Origin of the sequence: Cellulomonas sp. HZM, assembly GCF_000708885.1 — a bacterium.
In the GTDB taxonomy this organism is placed as follows: Bacteria; Actinomycetota; Actinomycetes; order Actinomycetales; family Cellulomonadaceae; genus Cellulomonas.
Genome location: NZ_JEOE01000028.1, coordinates 13,667 through 31,529, shown reverse-complemented (window position 1 = coordinate 31,529; position 17,863 = coordinate 13,667). Strand labels below are relative to the sequence as shown.

The window sequence follows — 17,863 nt, the reverse complement described above, 5'->3', positions numbered from 1 at the left end:
CTCCACAGCCGACCAACGCTTCACCCACCTCGCAACGCCGCACACAGCCGTCCTGTCCGCGGCGTCGCGAGGTGGGTGAAGCGTTGGTCGGCTGTGGAGCGCGCACCGCTTCACGGAGCCGTCCGTGGTGCGCGGGAGGGGGGCGGCGAACCGTGCCGGGGACGGCGAAGGGCGCCGCTCCCGTGTCCGGGAGGGCGCCCCTCGTCCTGTGCGCCGGTCACGTCGCGATGCGGCTCGCGACGACCGGCACTGCTTCACTCCGCGGAGGGAGCACCGTCCGCGGCGGGCGCGCCACCCTCGGCCGGGCGGCCACCGCGCGTGCGGCGGCGCGAGCGGCTGCGGCGCGCGCCGGACCGCTCGCCCTGCGGCTGGCCTGCGGCGTCGCCACCCTGCGCGGGACCGTTCGTCGGCTGCCCGACGTGCTGCCCGGACGGACCGGCCTCGCCGCCCGACGACTGCGCTGAACCAGCACCCTGCGCCGAACCCGAGCCGTGCCCGCGGCCGCCGCGACGACGGCGCGAGCGCTGGCCGTCGCCGGACTCGCCCCGCTCACGGTGCTCGTCGGACGACCGGCGCTGCTCGCCGGAGCGACCCGAGCCGCCACCCGAGCGCCCGGCGGACGAGCCACCCGAGCGCGAGCCCTCGCCGGCGGCCCGACCGCCGCGCTTGCCGGTCTCACCCAGGTCCTCGATCGCCTCGGCCGCGAGCCCGGCGCGCGTCTGCTGCGCCTTGGGCAGACGCCCCTTGGTGCCCTGCGGGATGCCGAGGTCCTCGTACACGTGCGGCGAGCTCGAGTACGTCTCGACGGGCTCCGGGATGCCCAGGCCGAGCGCCTTGTCGATCAGGCCCCAGCGCGGGATGTCGTCCCAGTCGACGAACGTCACGGCCGTGCCCTTGTTGCCCGCGCGGCCGGTGCGGCCCGTGCGGTGCAGGTACGTCTTCTCGTCCTCGGGGCACTGGTAGTTGACGACGTGCGTGACGTCCTCGACGTCGATGCCGCGCGCGGCGACGTCGGTCGCGACGAGCACGTCGACCTTGCCGTGGCGGAACGCGCGCAGCGCCTGCTCACGGGCACCCTGACCCAGGTCGCCGTGCAGCGCGCCGGCGGCGAAGCCGCGCTCGACCAGGTCGTCGGCCACCTTCGCCGCAGTGCGCTTGGTGCGCGCGAACACGATCGTCAGGCCGCGCCCGTCCGCCTGCAGGATGCGGGCCAGGAGCTCGACCTTGTCGAGAGCGTGCGCGCGGTAGACGACCTGCTTGATGTTCTTGACGGTCTGGCGGCCGTCGTCGTCGGGGTCCTGCGCGCGGATGTGCGTCGGCTGCGTCATGTAGCGACGCGCCATCGCGACGACCGGGCCGGGCATCGTCGCGGAGAACAGCATGGTGTGGCGCGTCGCCGGCGTGGCGGCGAGCAGCGTCTCGACGTCGGGCAGGAAGCCGAGGTCCAGCATCTCGTCGGCCTCGTCGAGCACGACCGTGCGGACGTGCGAGAGGTCCAGGTGGCGCTGGCGCAGCAGGTCGATCATGCGGCCGGGGGTGCCGACGACGACGTCCACGCCCTTGGCGAGCGCGTCGATCTGCGGCTCGTACGCGCGGCCGCCGTAGACCTGGACGACGCGCACGGTGCGCTTGGCGCTCGCGGTGGCGAGGTCGCCCGCGACCTGGACGGCGAGCTCACGCGTCGGGACGACGACGAGCGCCTGCGGCTTGCCGGGCGCGGGGAGCTGCTCGTATCCGTCCTCGCCGGGTGCGACCACGCGGTTGAGCAGCGGGACGCCGAAGCCGAGGGTCTTGCCGGTACCGGTCTTCGCCTGGCCGATGATGTCGTGGCCGGACAGCGCGACGGGCAGCGTCATCGCCTGGATGGGGAACGGGTGCGTGATGCCGGCGGCGGCGAGTGCCTCGACGATCTCGGGGCGCACGTCGAAGTCGGAGAACGAGGCGTCGACGGCCTGCACCGAGGAGTACGTGCTGCGCATCGGGCGGGTCATGGGCGCGGCGAGCGCGCTGTTGTCGTCGAACGTGGGCTCGTCGAGCCCGGGGTCGGTCGTGGTCACGGTGGCTCTTCACTGCGAGGGCGGTGGATCGCGCGCTGTCCGGGCGCCGACGAACGTCGGGCTGCCGGGCGACAGCGATCGTCACTGCACGGGTGGCCGGCAGCCGATCGTGAAATTCAGTCCCGCGAGCGTCGTCCGGACCGAGGTCCGGGGCTGCGCGGGATGGTCGTGGACCGTGGAACCGAGACGACCGGGCAACCGATGTACGCGCGCAGTCTATCCGACACCCCTGACGTGCGGGTCTGGCCGGGGGCGCTCGTCGCTCCCGAAGGTGGATCGCACCCCGACGGCACCGCGACTACGCTTCGTCGGATGACGACCACGAGGCTCGAGACCACCGCCCCCGCGGCCGCAGCGGCCGGACCGGGCGCTGCTGGACCGGGAGCTGCCGGACAGGCCGACCTGGCGCAGCCGGCCGACGTGGTGGAGCTCCTGGGCCTGGTCGCACAGCTCGAGCACACCGCCTTCGTGCGTCTCGCCTCGGACTCGGCGATCGCGCCGAGCGTCGAGCAGCGGCTCGCGCTGAGCCGGTTCGCGGCGGCCGCCGTCGAGCGGCGCGACCGCGTGCTCGCGCGCATCGCGGAGCTGGGGGCCGACCCCGAGGCGGCCCTCGGACGTTTCGACGCCGTGCTCGACGACTTCGACGCCCGCACCCAGCCCGCCACGTGGTGGGAGCGCCTGCTCAAGGCGTACGTCGGGTACGGCGTGGCCGACGACTTCTGCCGGCTCGCGGCGGACGCTCTGGACGAGCGCTCGCGAGAGATCGTGCTCGAGGTGCTCGACGACGCGTCCCACGCGGATCTCGCGGTCACCGAGCTCGACGCGGCCGGTGCCGACGACGGCGTGCTGACCTCGCGGCTCGCGCTGTGGGGCCGTCGACTGGTCGGCGAGGCGCTCGGCGTGGTGCAGTCGCTGCTCACCCAGCGCCCCGGGATCGCGCGCCTCGTCGCGCGCTCGGGCGAGGTCCGCGCGGGAGCCGACGCCGGTCAGGACGGCGCCGACGTCGTCCTGGCCGCGCAGCCTGCGGTGGCGAGCCGTGGCTCGGACCCCGCCAACGTGCCCGCCAAGGTGTTCGGCGAGCTCACCGCTCAGCACACGCGGCGCATGTCGCGCCTCGGGCTGACGGCCTGACGCGCGGGGGACCGTGCAGGGCCGTCGGGCCGGCCTGCAGGACTCGGTCCTCAGATCGTGCCGAAGCCGACGCGGCCCTTCGACTCGGCACCGATCTCGACGTAGCCGATGCCTGCGGTCGGCACGATCACGCGGCGGCCCCGCGAGTCCGTCAGCTCGAGCGCGGGGCGCCCGGCGAGCGCGGCGGCGACGGCGGCGGAGGCCTCGTCGGCGGTCAGGTCCGTCTCCACGACGATCTCGCGCGGCAGGTTCTGCACCCCGATCGTGATGTCCACCGTCTGCTCCTTGCTGGTCGCGGCACATGCCTCGTCGCGCGCCTGGTCCCACCCGGGTCCGTCTCGTCGCGCCTCGTCGTGAGCGATCCTAGGTCGTCCCGGCGTGCCCGACCGTCCCGTCCGCGCTGGGCGAACGCACGTCAGGAGGGGCTGTACTCGAAGTCGTCGCGGATGAGGCCCTGCACGCCGGCCCACGCGAGCCGGGTCACGAGCTCGACGGCGTGGTCGCGGTCGGCCTCGTCGTCGGCGCTGCGCATGCGGTGCGTCGCCGCGCCCTGCGCGAGCGCGATGAGCGAGACGGCGAGGATCGCGCAGTCGTCGTCCGGCAGGCCCGTGACCGGCGCGAGCACCGCGGCGATGCGGCGTGCGGCGTGCGACGACGCGGCGTCGACGCGTGCCCGCACGTCGGCGTCGTGCGTGACGTCCGACTCGAACAGCAGGGCCGACGACTCTCCAGCGGTCTGGACGAACGACATGTACGCGCGCACGATCGCGGCCACGACGTCGCGTCCGTCGCCGGGGTGCACGGGACCGTTCTCGATCGGTGCGACGGCCTCGTCGACGGCCGTCAGCAGGTCGGCGCCGCGCTGGTCGACGACCGCGAGGTACAGGTCCAGCTTGGACGGGAAGTGCCGGTACAGCACCGGCTTGCTGACCTCCGCACGCTCCGCGATGTCGTCCATCGACACGTGGTGGAAGCCCTCCGAGGAGAACAGCTCCTGGGCGATGCGGAGCACCTGGGCACGGCGCTCGTCACGCGCCATGCGCGTGCGCTGCCGCTGGGGCTCTGCGCTCTGGGCCGTCATGCCCGCGATGGTAGCCACCGCACGTGTCGGTGGTGTGACGTTTTCCAGGTGGGATCACCCGAGGTCCCGACGGGTGGACACGATCGGGCGGACTGGATCGGGGGACGGGACCGTGCCGACCCTCCTCGCGCGTCGGCGCGACGCGTGTCAGGGGTGCGTGATGGGATCTGCGCCGTGAACCAGTCCGCCCTGCACCTCGTGCGTCCGCGCCTCGCCGCCGAGGTCGCGACGCCGTGGCTCGACGCGCACCAGCAGGCGGTCGTGGACGCGGTGCTCGAGGGAGCGCCCGCAGTGCTCGGGCTCGGCGCGCCGGGCACGGGCAAGACGACGGTCGCGCTCGAGGCCGCGGTTCGGTCCGTCGGGGCCGGCACGGACCCCGAGCGCGTGCTGGTCCTCGCGGCGACGCGGCGCGGTGCGGCCGAGCTGCGGGACAGGGTCGCGGCACGCCTGCGCGGCACGCCGGGACGCGTCCTGGTGCAGACGCCGGCGGCGGCCGCGTTCGCGGTCCTCCGTGCGTGCGCCGGGCTGCTGGGCGAGCCGGCGCCGACGCTGGTGTCCGGCCCCGAGCAGGACCTGCTGCTGGCGGAGCTCCTCGCGGGACACGCCGAGGGCGAGGGGGTCCCGCTCGGGTGGCCGGAGCACGTGCTGCCCGAGGTGCTCGGGCTGCGAGCGTTCCGCGACGAGCTGCGCGACCTGCTGATGCGCGCCGCGGAGCGCGGGCTCGACCCCGTGGCGCTCGCGGGTCTCGGGGAGCGGAACGGCCGGGCGGACTGGGTCGCGGCGGCGCGGCTCTACGAGGAGTACCTCGACGTGCTTCAGCTGCGCAGCGGGACGCCCGACGCGGGCGCGCGCTACGACCCGGCGACGGTGGTCGAGGAGGCGTCCCAGGCGCTGCACGCGTGGGACGACGAGGTCCCGCGCGCGCCCCGCCCGCGCTGGGACCTGGTGGTGGTCGACGACCACCAGGAGGGCACGTCGGCCACGGCCGGGCTGCTGTCGGTGCTCGCCGCCGACGGCGCTCGCGTGCTCCTGCTCGCCGACCCCGACGTCGCGGTGCAGACGTTCCGCGGAGCCAACCCGCAGCTCGTCGCGCGAGCCACGGTGACGGGCACCGGGCCTGGGGAGCTGGGCGCGCGGACCGTCGTGCTCGGGACGCGGTGGCGGACCTCGCCGGCCGCCACCGACGTCGTCGAACGGATCACGTCGCGCATCGGCGTGGCCGGCACCGCGGCGCACCGGCGGCGCGGCCCGGCCGACGTGGCGTCCGACGTGGTGACCGATGTGCCGGCCGACGTGCCGACCGCCGAGGCGCCCCACGGCGGCGCGCCGGTCCCGACCGCCACCGCGGTCGAGGCGGTCGCCCCGGCCGACGGTGTCGCCCCCGCCCCTGGTGGGGGCCGTGCGGCGGGTGCGCCGGTCCGCGCGGCGGTCCTGCCCAGCGGAGCCCAGGAGGCGGCGTTCGTGGCCCGCACGCTGCGCGTCGCGCACGTGCGCGACGGGGTGGACTGGGAGGACATGGCGGTCGTCGCGCGGTCCGGGTCGCAGGTCACGGCGCTGCGCCGTGCGCTCGCGGACGCGTCCGTGCCCGTCGCGGTGCTGGGCAGCGACGTCCCGCTTCGCGACGAGCCGGCGGTGCGGCCGATCCTGCTCGCGATGTCGGTGGCCGTCGGTCGCACGCCCCTCGACCCGGACGTGGTCGCGCAGCTCGCGTGCTCGCCGCTGGGAGGTCTCGACGCCGTCGGGCTGCGCCGCGTGCGGCGTGCGCTGCGCGCCGAGGAGCTCGGCGCGGGCGGCGGGCGCAGCAGCGACACGCTGCTGGTGGAGGCGGTGGCGGACAGGGACCGTGCCCTGACGCTCGCGCCGCAGGTCGCGCGGCCCGTGCACCGGCTCGCGGCGCTCCTGGCCGACGGACGCGACGCAGCGGCGCAGCCGGGGGCCGACGCGCAGCGCGTGCTGTGGGCGCTGTGGTCCGCCGCCGCGCTCGCCGAGCCGTGGCGGCGTGCTGCGCTCGCGGGTGGCGCCTCGGGCGACCGGGCCGATCGCGACCTCGATGCCGTGCTCGCGCTGTTCCGCGCCGCCGAGACGTTCGTCGACCGGATGCCCCGCGCGACCCCCGCGGCGTTCGTCGACTGGCTCCAGGCGCAGGACCTGCCGTCCGACAGCATCGCGGCCCGCGCGCGCCGTTCCGCGGTCCAGGTGCTCACCCCTGCGGGGGCGGCCGGGCGCGAGTGGGAGGTGGTCGTCGTCGCGGGCGTGCAGGAGGGCACGTGGCCCGACCTGCGGCTGCGGGACTCGATGCTCGGCGCGCAGCTGCTCGTCGACGTGGTCGCGGGCCGCGCGGCGCAGGTCGAGCTGCCGGCCCAGGAGCGGGCGCGCCTCGCGCGCGAGGCGGTGCTGCACGACGAGCTGCGCTCGTTCGCGGTCGCGTGCTCGCGGTCCCGCGGCACGCTCGTGGTGACCGCGGTCGCCGATGCCGACGCGCAGCCGTCACCGTTCCTCGACCTCGTCGAGCCGGTCGACGACGCGGCGGACGACGACGTCGACCCGCGCCGGACGCGCGTGGGCGCGCCGCTCGACCTGCGCGGGCTGGTCGCACGGTTGCGCGCGAGCACGGAGGAGGCGGCCGCGGCGGGTCGCACGCCGGACCAGGGGGCGCTGCGGGCGCTCGCGGCGCTCGCGGCGCAGGGCGTCGAGGGGGCGCACCCCGACTCCTGGCACGGCCTCGCGCCGACGACGAGCGACGCGCCCCTGTGGGGACCGGACGAGCGCGTCCCGGTCTCGCCGTCGCGCATCGAGACGGCGCAGCGGTGCGCGCTGCGATGGGCGCTCGAGAGCGCCGGCGGCACCGCGGGGGACAGCGGCGGCCAGACGCTCGGCACGCTGGTGCACGCGATCGCGCAGGAGCATCCGCACGGCACGTACGACGAGCTGGTCGCGGCGCTGGACGAGCGGTGGTCGCAGCTCGGGCTCGGCACGGGGTGGCCGGCCCGCGCGACGCGCGCGAAGGCCGAGGCGATGGTGCGCCGGCTCGCGGGGTACCTCGCGTCCTCGGGACGACCCGTGCTGCTGGAGGGCGACTTCGAGCTGGTGACCGAGCGCGCGCTCGTGCGCGGGCAGGTGGACCGGGTCGAGGAGACCGACGAGCCGGGGCGCGTGCGCGTGGTGGACCTCAAGACGGGCGCGTCGCCCGTCCCGCAGGAGAAGGCGGCCGTGAACCCGCAGCTCGGCGCGTACCAGCTCGCGGTCGACGCGGGCGCGTTCCCCGGGCTCGAGCCGGGAGCGACGAGCGCGGGCGCACAGCTGGTGTACGTCGGCACGGGCGCCAACGCGGCGGTGCGGGACCAGGACGCGCTCGGCCCCGAGGACGGCGGTCCCAGCTGGGCCCGCACGGTCATCGACGCCGTCGCGGGCACGATGGCGGCGTCCACGTTCACGGCGACGACCAACGATCTGTGCGACCGCTGCCCGGTCCGGCGCTCGTGCCCGGTGCGTGGCGAGGGCGGGCAGGTCGTCGCATGAGCGGCTCCACGACCTCGCGTCGCACGGTCACGAGCCCCGCGGCGGGCACCGACGTGATCCTCGGTGCCGACGACATCGCCGAGCTCACGGGAAAGCCGCTCCCGACCGAGGAGCAGCGCGCGGTCGTCGAGTCGCCGCTGCTGCCCGCGCTCGTCGTGGCCGGCGCCGGCTCGGGCAAGACCGAGACGATGGCCTCGCGAGTGGTGTGGCTCATCGCGAACGGGCTCGTCGAACCCGAGCAGGTGCTGGGCCTGACGTTCACGCGCAAGGCAGCGGGTGAGCTCGCGGAGCGCGTGCGCAGACGGCTGAGGTTGCTGCACCGGCGCGCGGCCGCCGAGGGGATCGTGCTGCCGGGTCACGGTGCGGCAGCGGACGGCCTGGCCCGGCCGACGATCTCCACGTACAACTCGTACGCCGCGTCGCTCGTCGTCGACCACGCGCTGCGGCTCGGGCTCGACCCGTCGGCCCGGCTCCTCGGGGAGGCGGCGCAGTTCCAGCTCGCGAGCGAGGTCGTGGAGGCGTGGGACGAGGACCTGGGGACCGCGGCGGCGACGTCGACCGTCGTCGATGCGGTGCTCGCGATGTCCGGGGCGCTCGACGAGCACCTGCTCGACCCGGCGCAGGCGCAGCAGCGGATCGCCGAGGTGGTGCAGGCGATCGAGGCGACGCCGCCGGGCACGAAGGGTCCACGCCAGTACGCGGCGATCGCCTCGCTCGTGGCGTCGCTCGGCGAACGCGTGCGACTGCTCGACGTCGTGGCCGCGTACCGGGCACGCAAGCGCGCTGCGGACGCGATCGACTTCGGCGACCAGGTCGCGCTCGCGGCCCGGCTCGCGCGGGACGTCCCCGAGGTCGGCGCGGCGGAGCGCGACCGGTTCCGCGTCGTCCTGCTCGACGAGTACCAGGACACCTCGTTCGCGCAGCTCACGCTCCTGCGATCGCTGTTCGGCGGTGGCCACGCGGTGACGGCCGTCGGGGACCCCCACCAGTCGATCTACGGGTGGCGCGGCGCGAGCGCGGGCGGCCTCGCCGGGTTCCCGACGGACTTCCCTGTGGTGCGCGGCTCCGACCACCGCCCCGCGGCGGTGCACCTGCTGTCGACGTCGTGGCGCAACGACGAGGCCGTGCTGGCAGCGGCGAACGCCGTCGCGTCACCGCTGCGGGCGGGTGAGGGGCGCGTCGCGGTCCCGGTCCTGCGCGCACGGCCCGGCGCCGGCCCCGGCTCGGTGCGCGCGAACGTGCTCGCGACGGCCGACGAGGAGGCGCGCGCGGTCGCCGAGTTCGTCGCGGAGCACTGGCGTCCCGCGCGGGCAGCGAACGGCGCGGAGCCCGCGGTCGAGCGTGTCACGGCCGCGGTGCTGTGCCGCAAGCGGTCGCAGTTCGAGCCGCTGCGCCGGGCGCTGCGTGAGCGCGGCATCCCCGTCGAGGTCGTCGGGCTCGGCGGTCTGCTGTCCGTGCCCGAGGTCGTCGACCTCGTCGCGCTGCTCCAGGCGGCGCACGACCCCCGCCGTGGGGACGCCCTCGTCCGGCTGCTCACGGGCGCGCGGACGCGACTCGGCGCGGCAGACCTCCACGCGCTCGCGGCGTGGGCCACCCACCTGGCCGGTCGCGCCGCACGCGACCGGACGGACGTGGAGATCGACGCGGTCGACGAGCGCAGCCTCGTCGACGCGCTGGACGAGCTGCCCCCGCCGGGGTGGCAGGGGCCGGCCGGGCGGACGCTCACCGACTCCGCGCGCGGCCGGCTGCGCGAGCTCGCCTCGGTGCTCCGGTCGCTGCGCGCGCACTCCTACCTGGCCGTCCCGGAGCTGGTCGGTGAGGCGGAGCGGCTGCTGGGCCTCGACATCGAGGTCGCAGCGCGGGCCGGGTCCGCACCCGCACAGGCGCGAGCGCACCTCGACGCGTTCCGAGACGTCGCCGTCGAGTTCGCGCGCACCAGCGACCACCCGACGCTCGGGGGGTTCCTCGCGTGGCTCGAGGCGGCGGACGCGCGCGAGAACGGGCTCGAGCTCCCGATCGCCGAGCCCGACCCCGACGCCGTGCAGATCACCACGATCCACGCCGCCAAGGGGCTCGAGTGGGACGTCGTGGCCGTGCCCGGGCTCGTGGACGGCGGCCTGCCGTCCACGCGGACGAAGGGCCCGTCGGGCGCGACCGACTCCGCGTGGCTCGTCGGGCTCGCGAACCTGCCGTACCCGCTGCGCGGCGACCGCGCGCACCTGCCTGACTTCGCGTACTCGGGCGCGGCCGACCCGAAGGACCTCGAGGACCGACGCAAGGCGTTCGTCGCCGCCGCCGGCGAGCACGAGGTGCGCGAGGAGCGTCGGCTGGCGTACGTCGCCCTCACGCGCGCACGCCGGGACCTGCTGCTGACCGCGTCCTACTGGGGCGACGGGAAGACGCCGCGGGCCGTGTCCGAGTTCCTGGACGAGCTGGTGGAGGGTGGGGTCGTCGAGGTGGTCGACGTCGCGCCCGAGCCGGTGAAGGGGGACGTCAACCCGACGGCGGGCGACGTGCTGACCGCGCCGTGGCCGGCTGACCCGTTCCAGGCGCCGGGTGGCCACGGCGCGAGCCGCCGCCCGGCCGTGGAGCGCGCGGCGCAGTGGGTGCGTGACGCGGTCGCCGAGGGGCCCGACCTCCCGGCCGGGACCGTCGCCGGGGCGTCCGACCTCCCCGACGGTCCCGGCTGGGAGGCCCTCGCCGCGCGGCTGCTCGACGAGCGGCGACGCCGCGGGTCGGCGGCACGTGCGGTCGAGCTCCCCGCCCACCTGTCGGCGTCCGCGCTCGTCCGGCTCGGCGGGGGCGCGGACGAGTTCGCACGCGACCTTCGTCGACCGGTCCCGAACGAGCCGTCGTCGGCGGCCCGCCTCGGCACGCGCTTCCACGCGTGGGTCGAGGGCTACTTCGGCAGCGCGGCTCTCGTCGACGTCGACGCGCTCCCGGGGGCGGACGACGCGGACGAGCCGCCGGTCGACCTCGACGCCGACGTCGCGACGCTGCGCGCCGCATTCCTCGCAGGGGAGTGGGCGCACCGGTCGCCGGTCGCCATCGAGGTCGACGTCGAGACCGACCTCGACGGTTACGTGCTCCGCTCGCGCATCGACGCGGTGTTCCCCGACCCGCGCGACCGGTCGAAGGTCGTCGTCGTCGACTGGAAGACCGGCGCGCCACCGCGTGACCCGCAGGTGCGGGCCGCGCGTGAGATCCAGCTCGCCGTGTACCGGCTGGCGTGGTCGCGTCGTACGGGTGTGCCGCTCGCGGACGTGTCCGCGGCGTTCTGCTACGTCGCCGCGGGCGAGACGGTCTACCCGCAGCGTCTGCTCGTCGAGGACGAGATCGTCGAGCTGCTGCGGGGCGCGACGACGCAGGACGGCGCGCAGCGGCAGGCGACGGGGACGGAGCCGGCCGGCGGTCCCGACGCGCGCTGACCGGCGTGGGCGACGTCAGGCGAGCGAGGGCTCGGCGTCCTCGTAGGTCCGCGTGTGCTCGTCGAGGTCCTCGAGCATCCCGACAGCGTCCTCGACGATCTCGGCGTCGCCCGTGCGCACGCCGTACAGGAGCCACCGCGCGAGGGCGAGCTCGCTCGCGAGCAGCGCACGGTCGACGAGGTGCGGGTCGATGAGCTCGGTGCGGCGCAGCTGGTACGCCTCCACGATCGAGTCGGCGGCGTCCTGCGGTGCGGCGACGAGGATCGACGCGAGGTCGTCGGCGGGGTCCGCGACGCACGCGTCACCCCAGTGCAGGACCCCGGAGACGACGCCGTCGCGGACCAGGACCCGCTCGTTGGTCAGGTCGCCGTGTGTGACCACCGGGCGGAACCGCCACAGCGCGACGTCCTCGAGCCGCTCCTCCCACCTGCGCAGCAGCGTCGCGGGGACGCGACCGGTGCGCGCGGCCTCGTCGACCTCCGCCTGCCGACGTGCACGGAACGTCTCCGCGTCGTACACCGGCAGGCCGGCGTCCTCGATGACCGACGGCGGCAGCTCGTGGATCGCGGCGATCGCTCGACCGACCGATGCGGCGAGCCCCGGCCCCGGCACGAGCTCGTCGGGCGAGAGCGTGCGGCCGGCGATCTCGGGGTGCACCGCCGCGCGACCGCCCTCGGGCAGGTGCGCGAAGCCGACGGGGCGCGGCACTGCGAAGGGCAGCAGGCCGGCGTCGCACGCGTCGCCCAGGCTCGCCAGGAGCGCGACCTCGGCCTCCAGCGCGGCACCCGCGGCCGCGTTGACGGGCGCCCGGACCACCCAGCGTCGACGCGCGGCGTCGATGACGATCGCGATGTCGACGTCCGTGGCGGGCCGCGCGGGTCGCCGGACGTCGAAGGCGTCCAGCCCCGGGACAGCGACCGTCGCGAGCGCGGCGAGTGCGAGGGGTGAGCGTGGCACGCGCCCAGAGTAGGCGGCACCTGCGCGTCCGACGGTGCAGCGCGCCGCGTGTCTGCCCGGTTCGTCCCCCGCGGGCCGGGCGCGTGCCGCGGTACCGGGGGTCGTCGTCGGCGCGCGTACGGTGGCGCGGTGAGGAGCGACGACCTTCCCCTGTCCCGAGCGCTCGCGGACCGTGCCGCGGAGCTGCGTGCCCGGCCGGGGGCCCTGAGTGACGCGCTGGCCGACGAGAGCACGCGCGTGGTGGTCGTGCACGACGGGGACCTGCTGACCGCGTCCGACGGACGGCTCGAGCTCCTCGACGTCGCGGCGGCGCGCGCGCTCGCGCCGGCAGGAGGGCTCGGCGCGGGTACCCGTGAGCAGACGGACGAGCCGACGGACGAGCTCGCCGACGCCCTCGACGGCCGATGGCTCCTGCTGGGCCGCCACGACGGCACCACCTTCCTCGGGCTCCGCCTGCCCGCGCACGACCCCGCACCGCTCGTCGGCCGCCCGGCGGACGTGCTCGTCCACCAGGCACGCCCGCGGCACGCCCCGCAGCCCCCGGGGTGGGTGTCGCTGCGGCGCACGGGTGCGGCGCTCTCACCGCTCGACGCGGGGCTCGCGACCGCGGCCGTCGCGCTCGACGCGTGGCACACCCGCCACCCCCGGTGCCCTCGGTGCGGTGCCCCGACGACGAGCACGCAGGCAGGCTGGGTACGACGGTGCACGCAGGACGGCTCCGAGCACTACCCCCGTACCGACCCCGCGGTGATCATGGCGGTGGTCGACGCCGACGACCGCCTGCTCCTGGGGCACGCACGGGCCTGGGAGGCGCACCGGTTCTCGACGCTCGCAGGGTTCGTCGAGCCGGGGGAGTCGCTCGAGCACGCGGTGCGCCGCGAGGTGCTCGAGGAGGTCGGCGTCGTCGTCGGGGACGTCCAGTACCGCGGGAGCCAGCCGTGGCCGTTCCCGGCGTCGCTCATGGTGGGCTTCGTCGCGCACGCGTCGAGCACGGCGCTGACGCCCGACGGCGACGAGCTCGAGGGCGCGCGCTGGTTCACGCGCGACGAGCTCGCGGCGGCCGTGCGCGAGGGGGATGTCATCCCCCCGGGGCCGTCGTCGATCGCGCGCGCTCTCGTCGAGGACTGGTTCGGCGGCGCGCTGCCCGCGCCACGCGCCTGACGTCGACGCGGCGCTGCGAGCCCGGCCGGTCGCGACGAGCGGTCAGACCCCGAGGCGCTCGCGGACCTGCACGAGCGACGGGTTGGTCGCGGCGCTGCCGTCGGGGAAGACGACGGTCGGAACGGTCTGGTTGCCGCCGTTGAGCGACGCGACGAGCTCGGCCGCGTCCGGGTGCTGCTCGATGTCGACCTCGGTGTAGCCGATGCCCTGCGAGTCGAGCTGCGTCTTGAGCCGGCGGCAGTACCCGCACCAGGTCGTGGAGTACATGGTGATCGTGCCGGGGGCGGGTGCGTCGGTCATGGGTCCTCGTCGGTCGGTGGTTCAGTCGGTGGTTCGGTCGGTTCGTCGCGGGTCGTGCCGGTACCGCTGCGGGCCGCGCCGCGACGACGCCGCCCGACGAGCCCAACGACCGGTGCCCGCGACTTTCTTCCCGGCCCCTGGCCCGGTCCCGGCGCCTGGCCCGGACCCTGGCCCCGGTTCCAGGTCCTGGCGCTCGCCGGCCTGTGCGCGACGTCCGTCCGTGTCGGTGGTGGCTGCGACACTGGTCGCGATGTCCCCCGACGACCTGCTGGCAGCGCTCGACCCGGAGCAGCGTGCCGTCGCGACCGCGCTGCGCGGCCCCGTGTGCGTCCTCGCGGGGGCGGGCACGGGCAAGACGCGCGCGATCACGCACCGCATCGCGTACGGGATCCGCACCGGGGTGTTCCAGCCGCAGCACGTGCTCGCGGTGACGTTCACGGCGCGTGCCGCGGGGGAGATGCGCACACGGCTGCGCTCGCTCGGGGCGTCGGGTGTGCAGGCGCGCACGTTCCACTCCGCGGCGCTGCGCCAGCTCGGGTTCTTCTGGCCCAAGGTCGTCGGCGGGGCGCCGCCACGGATCGTCGAGCAGAAGGCGCAGCTCGTCGCGGAGGCCGCGCGCCGGGTCGGTCTCGGCTCGGACCGCACGGCGGTGCGCGACCTCTCGTCGGAGATCGAGTGGGCCAAGGTCTCGCTCGTCGTCCCCGACGACTACGCGACCGCCGTCGCCGCGCTCGACAGGCCCGTGCCGGACGGCAACGACGCGCTCGCGCTCGCGCGCCTCATGACGACGTACGAGCAGGTCAAGGAGGAGCGCGGCGTCATCGACTTCGAGGACGTGCTGCTGCTGCTCGCGGCGATGCTCGCCGAGCGCGGCGACGTCGCGCAGGAGGTGCGCGGGCAGTACCGGCACTTCGTGGTCGACGAGTACCAGGACGTCAGCCCGCTGCAGCAGTACCTGCTCGACCAGTGGCTCGGCGGGCGCCAGGAGCTGTGCGTCGTCGGTGACCCGAGCCAGACCATCTACTCGTTCGCGGGCGCGAGCCCCCACCACCTCACCGGGTTCCGGCGCGCGTACCCGAACGCGGAGGTCGTCCGGCTCGTGCGCGACTACCGCTCGACGCCGCAGGTGGTCGCGCTCGCCAACCGGGTGATCGACGAGACGCGGCGCGCGGGCGGCCCGGCACCGCTCGAGCTGCGCGCGCAGCGGCCCGACGGGCCCGAGGTGCGGTTCGCGACGTACGCGGACGACGAGTCGGAGGCGGCTGCCGTGGCGGCGGAGGCGGCGAGGCTCGTGGCTGCCGGCACGCGGCCCAGCGAGATCGCCGTGCTGTACCGGACCAACGCGCAGTCGGAGGCGGTCGAGGAGGCGCTCGCCGCGGCCGGCGTCGGGTACCAGGTGCGCGGTGGGGACCGCTTCTTCGCGCGCCGCGACGTGCGTGACGCGATGGTGCTGCTGCGCGGCGGCGCCCGCTCGGCCGACCCGGACCAGCCGATGGCGCAGTCGGTGCGCGAGATCCTCACCGCGGCGCAGTGGCAGTCGTCGCCGCCCGCGGCCCGCGGCGCGGCGCGAGAGCGGTGGGACGCGCTGCAGGCGCTCGTCGTGCTGGCCGACGAGCTCGCTGCCGCCACCCCGACGGCGCGGGTGATCGACTTCGTGCACGAGCTCGACGAGCGCGCGGCGGCGCAGCACGCACCGACCGTCGAGGGTGTCACGCTGGCCTCGCTGCACGCGGCCAAGGGTCTCGAGTGGGACGCGGTGTTCCTCGTCGGCATGAGCGAGGGCCTGCTGCCCACGGCGCTCGCGGACTCGCCGGCGGCGATCGCCGAGGAGCGACGGCTGCTCTACGTGGGCGTGACGCGTGCACGGGAGCACCTGCAGCTGTCGTGGGCGCGGTCGCGCACGCCCGGCGGGCGTGCGAGCCGGCAGGTCTCTCGCTTCCTGGCGCCGCTGTGGCCCGGGGAACGGCGCTCGCCGGCCGGCGGCAACGCGCCCCGGACGGTCAGTGCAGACCCGGTCGCGCGTCGGGTCGCGGAGCGGCTGCGAGCGTGGCGCGACGAGCACGCCCGGCAGACGGGCGTCGCGCCCACGCGCGTGCTGACCACCACGGCGCTCGAGGCGATCGCCGATCGCCGACCCCGCACGCACGAGGAGCTGGCACGGCTGCGGGGCATGGGGCAGCAGACGATCGCGACCCTCGGGGACACGATCCTCGGGCTGGTCGCGGAGGCCGCCGCACCCGTCGGCTGAGCCCGATTCGCCGCATTCGCGGGCGCCGGAAGAACTCGTCGGAGATTTCTTCGTTAATTCGGTTGTCCGCCCTCGCACGGCACGCCTAGTGTGTTCCACGTCCTTGTAGGAGGGCTGCGTCGGGAAGGCGTGAGCCCCGCAGCGGAAGAGGAGGTGAACGGGAATGGGAACGATCACGACGAACGTGACGTCCATCGATGCGACGCGGATCTCTCCGTGGTACCTCGCGCCCGTCACCTTCACCGCTCAGGGGCGAGCTGTGCCCATCTCCGGGCTCGCCGCCCGCATGGGGGCCACGCGCACGGTCGGCTTCGTCGCCGGCCCGGTGCAGAGCTCTGCCCAGCGCCCCGAGCACACCGATCGCCGACTCCGACGGACATCCATGGTCTGACCTGACAAGGTCACCCCAGGCCGCGGAGTCCGTCACAGGATCCGCGGCCTTTCTGTTTCCCCTGGTGAACCGGGGGGACGAGGCCGGATCCACGACCTCGACCCACCAGCAAGGACCATCAGGAGGACATCGTGCGGCTCACGACGCTGCTCGACACCGATCGGACCGGATCCGGCCCGTGGCCCGGCACCACTGCCGCGCCGTCGAACGACAGCACCGCGACCACCGACGCTCGCTTCGACGAGGTCGTCTCGGCCATGATCCCGTGCCGTACCCACGACTCGGAGCTCTGGTTCGCCGAGCAGACCGCGCAGGTCGAGCAGGCGAAGGCCCTGTGCCGGCAGTGCCCCCTCATCGAGGGCTGCCTGGCCGGGGCCGTCGACCGGGCCGAGCCCTGGGGCGTCTGGGGCGGTGAGGTGTTCATCGGAGGCACGGTCGTCGCCACCAAGCGCGGCCGCGGCCGTCCGCGAAAGAACGCGATCGTCGCGTGAGGTGATCTCGCGACGACCGAGTCGTCGACATCACTGCCAGGACTGGGCGGTGCACCCGCAGGAGGGGTGCACCGCCCAGTCGCGTCTGCGGGGGACGACATCGGGCAGCGCGATCTCCCACGCCCCGTCGGCGAGCCGTCCGTCGAGGTGGTCGAGGCACAGCGTGACGCTGCTCGCCGCTGCGGAGGCCACGAGCGTGCCGGGCTCGTCGCCGGGTACCTGCGGCCTGGCGAGCGCGTCGGCGACCGCGGGCCACGCGCTGTCGAGGTCGGCGCGGTGCAGGTCGAGGCACGTGAGGCACGGGCCGTCGCCGGCGACGACGAGCGGGCCGACCTGCGCTCCGGCCTCGGTGAGCACGACCGACAGGTGCGGCACACCGGTGCTCAGCAGCACGGGCGCCCGCACGGGGTCGGCCGCGCCGTGCTCGACGAGCACCACGAGGTCGGGCTCACGCGTCGTCCCCGTGCGGGTGCGCGGGGCGGTGTCCCGGATCAGGCGCGCGACGACGACGTCCCGTCGTGACCCGACGTCTCCCCAGCGGTATCCGCCGACGCCCACGTCCGAGCTGCGCACCGGGCGCTCGTCGTCGAGCAGCACGGTGCCGACACCGGCGGCCGCGAGCATCACGGCGACGGCAGCACCCGTCGGTCCGAGACCGAGCACGCCGACGACCCGGGATGACCGTGCGGCGACCTTCGCACGTCCGGGGTCGCCCTCGAGCAGCCCCCACAGGGTCAGGTCGGCCGCTGCGGGACCGGCGCCCGCGGTGCGCGCCCGGGCGGGTCGAGCGGCGAGCCCCGCGTCCACGAGCTCGCCGCTGACGGCCCGCAGCCGGTCGGACCCGGCGGGGAGGTCGGCCCCGTGCTCGACGAGCGCGCGCACCTCGTCGGGGAGCAGGTCGGTGACGCGGACCGCCCAGCGTGGGTCGGTGCCCACCTGCACCTCGTCGGTGCTGCGCGGCAGCACCCGCAGACCGTCCCGCAACCGCATCGTCGTCCCCCTTCCGTCGCGGCCGACAGCGTGCCACGACGCGGGAGCAGGGCGCCGGGCGTCGTCCACAGGTTCGTCGACGGTGGCCCGAGACGCGACGAGGGCGCCG

The 17,863-nt window shown here is 75.7% G+C and carries 12 protein-coding genes; 6 read left to right on the top strand and 6 right to left on the bottom strand.

Annotation, left to right across the window (positions count from 1 at the left end):
* Positions 1–254: 254 nt before the first annotated feature.
* A complete protein-coding gene (locus tag AW16_RS0113055; RefSeq protein ID WP_081861668.1) occupies positions 255–1,991 on the bottom strand; it encodes a DEAD/DEAH box helicase in 1,737 nt (578 codons plus the stop codon).
* 378 nt (positions 1,992–2,369) lie between these two features.
* Between AW16_RS0113055 and AW16_RS0113050 the strand changes: the two genes are divergently transcribed.
* On the top strand, positions 2,370–3,188 hold the full coding sequence (locus AW16_RS0113050) for a ferritin-like fold-containing protein (RefSeq protein WP_081861663.1): 819 nt from the start codon (positions 2,370–2,372) through the stop codon (positions 3,186–3,188).
* Positions 3,189–3,238: 50 nt separating this feature from the next.
* Here the strand turns inward: AW16_RS0113050 and AW16_RS0113045 are convergent, their stop codons facing one another.
* Entirely contained in the window at positions 3,239–3,463 is a 225-nt protein-coding gene (locus tag AW16_RS0113045) for a DUF3107 domain-containing protein (protein ID WP_029291055.1), read from the bottom strand.
* A gap of 140 nt (positions 3,464–3,603) precedes the next feature.
* On the bottom strand, positions 3,604–4,269 hold the full coding sequence (locus AW16_RS0113040) for a TetR/AcrR family transcriptional regulator (protein WP_029291053.1): 666 nt from the start codon (positions 4,267–4,269) through the stop codon (positions 3,604–3,606).
* Positions 4,270–4,443: 174 nt separating this feature from the next.
* Here AW16_RS0113040 and AW16_RS0113035 point away from each other — a divergent pair, with 174 nt between their 5' ends.
* Together AW16_RS0113035 and AW16_RS0113030 are read left to right on the top strand one after the other, a co-directional pair.
* On the top strand, positions 4,444–7,788 hold the full coding sequence (locus tag AW16_RS0113035) for a UrvD/REP family ATP-dependent DNA helicase (RefSeq protein WP_081861662.1): 3,345 nt from the start codon (positions 4,444–4,446) through the stop codon (positions 7,786–7,788).
* On the top strand, positions 7,785–11,216 hold the full coding sequence (locus tag AW16_RS0113030; RefSeq protein WP_081861667.1) for an ATP-dependent DNA helicase: 3,432 nt from the start codon (positions 7,785–7,787) through the stop codon (positions 11,214–11,216). Before AW16_RS0113035 ends, AW16_RS0113030 begins: the two co-directional genes overlap by 4 nt.
* A gap of 15 nt (positions 11,217–11,231) precedes the next feature.
* On the opposite strand, the gene AW16_RS0113025 is transcribed toward AW16_RS0113030, so the two are convergent.
* Entirely contained in the window at positions 11,232–12,173 is a 942-nt protein-coding gene (locus tag AW16_RS0113025) for a phosphotransferase (RefSeq protein ID WP_034649177.1), read from the bottom strand.
* Between the two features lie 129 nt (positions 12,174–12,302).
* Here AW16_RS0113025 and nudC point away from each other — a divergent pair, with 129 nt between their 5' ends.
* Entirely contained in the window at positions 12,303–13,334 is a 1,032-nt protein-coding gene (gene nudC / locus AW16_RS0113020) for an NAD(+) diphosphatase (RefSeq protein ID WP_029291046.1), read from the top strand.
* 42 nt (positions 13,335–13,376) lie between these two features.
* On the opposite strand, the gene AW16_RS0113015 is transcribed toward nudC, so the two are convergent.
* Positions 13,377–13,634, bottom strand: coding sequence for a mycoredoxin (locus AW16_RS0113015; protein ID WP_029291045.1), 258 nt, complete (start codon positions 13,632–13,634; stop codon positions 13,377–13,379).
* Between the two features lie 250 nt (positions 13,635–13,884).
* Here AW16_RS0113015 and AW16_RS0113010 point away from each other — a divergent pair, with 250 nt between their 5' ends.
* Positions 13,885–15,882, top strand: a complete 1,998-nt coding sequence (locus AW16_RS0113010) for an ATP-dependent helicase (RefSeq protein ID WP_029291043.1) — start codon at positions 13,885–13,887, stop codon at positions 15,880–15,882.
* Between the two features lie 522 nt (positions 15,883–16,404).
* A complete protein-coding gene (locus AW16_RS0113000; RefSeq protein WP_029291040.1) occupies positions 16,405–16,764 on the top strand; it encodes a WhiB family transcriptional regulator in 360 nt (119 codons plus the stop codon).
* 30 nt (positions 16,765–16,794) lie between these two features.
* Here the strand turns inward: AW16_RS0113000 and AW16_RS0112995 are convergent, their stop codons facing one another.
* The gene (locus tag AW16_RS0112995) at positions 16,795–17,754 is read right to left on the bottom strand and encodes a hypothetical protein (protein WP_029291038.1); all 960 of its coding nucleotides are present in this window, start codon (positions 17,752–17,754) and stop codon (positions 16,795–16,797) included.
* Positions 17,755–17,863: the final 109 nt, after the last annotated feature.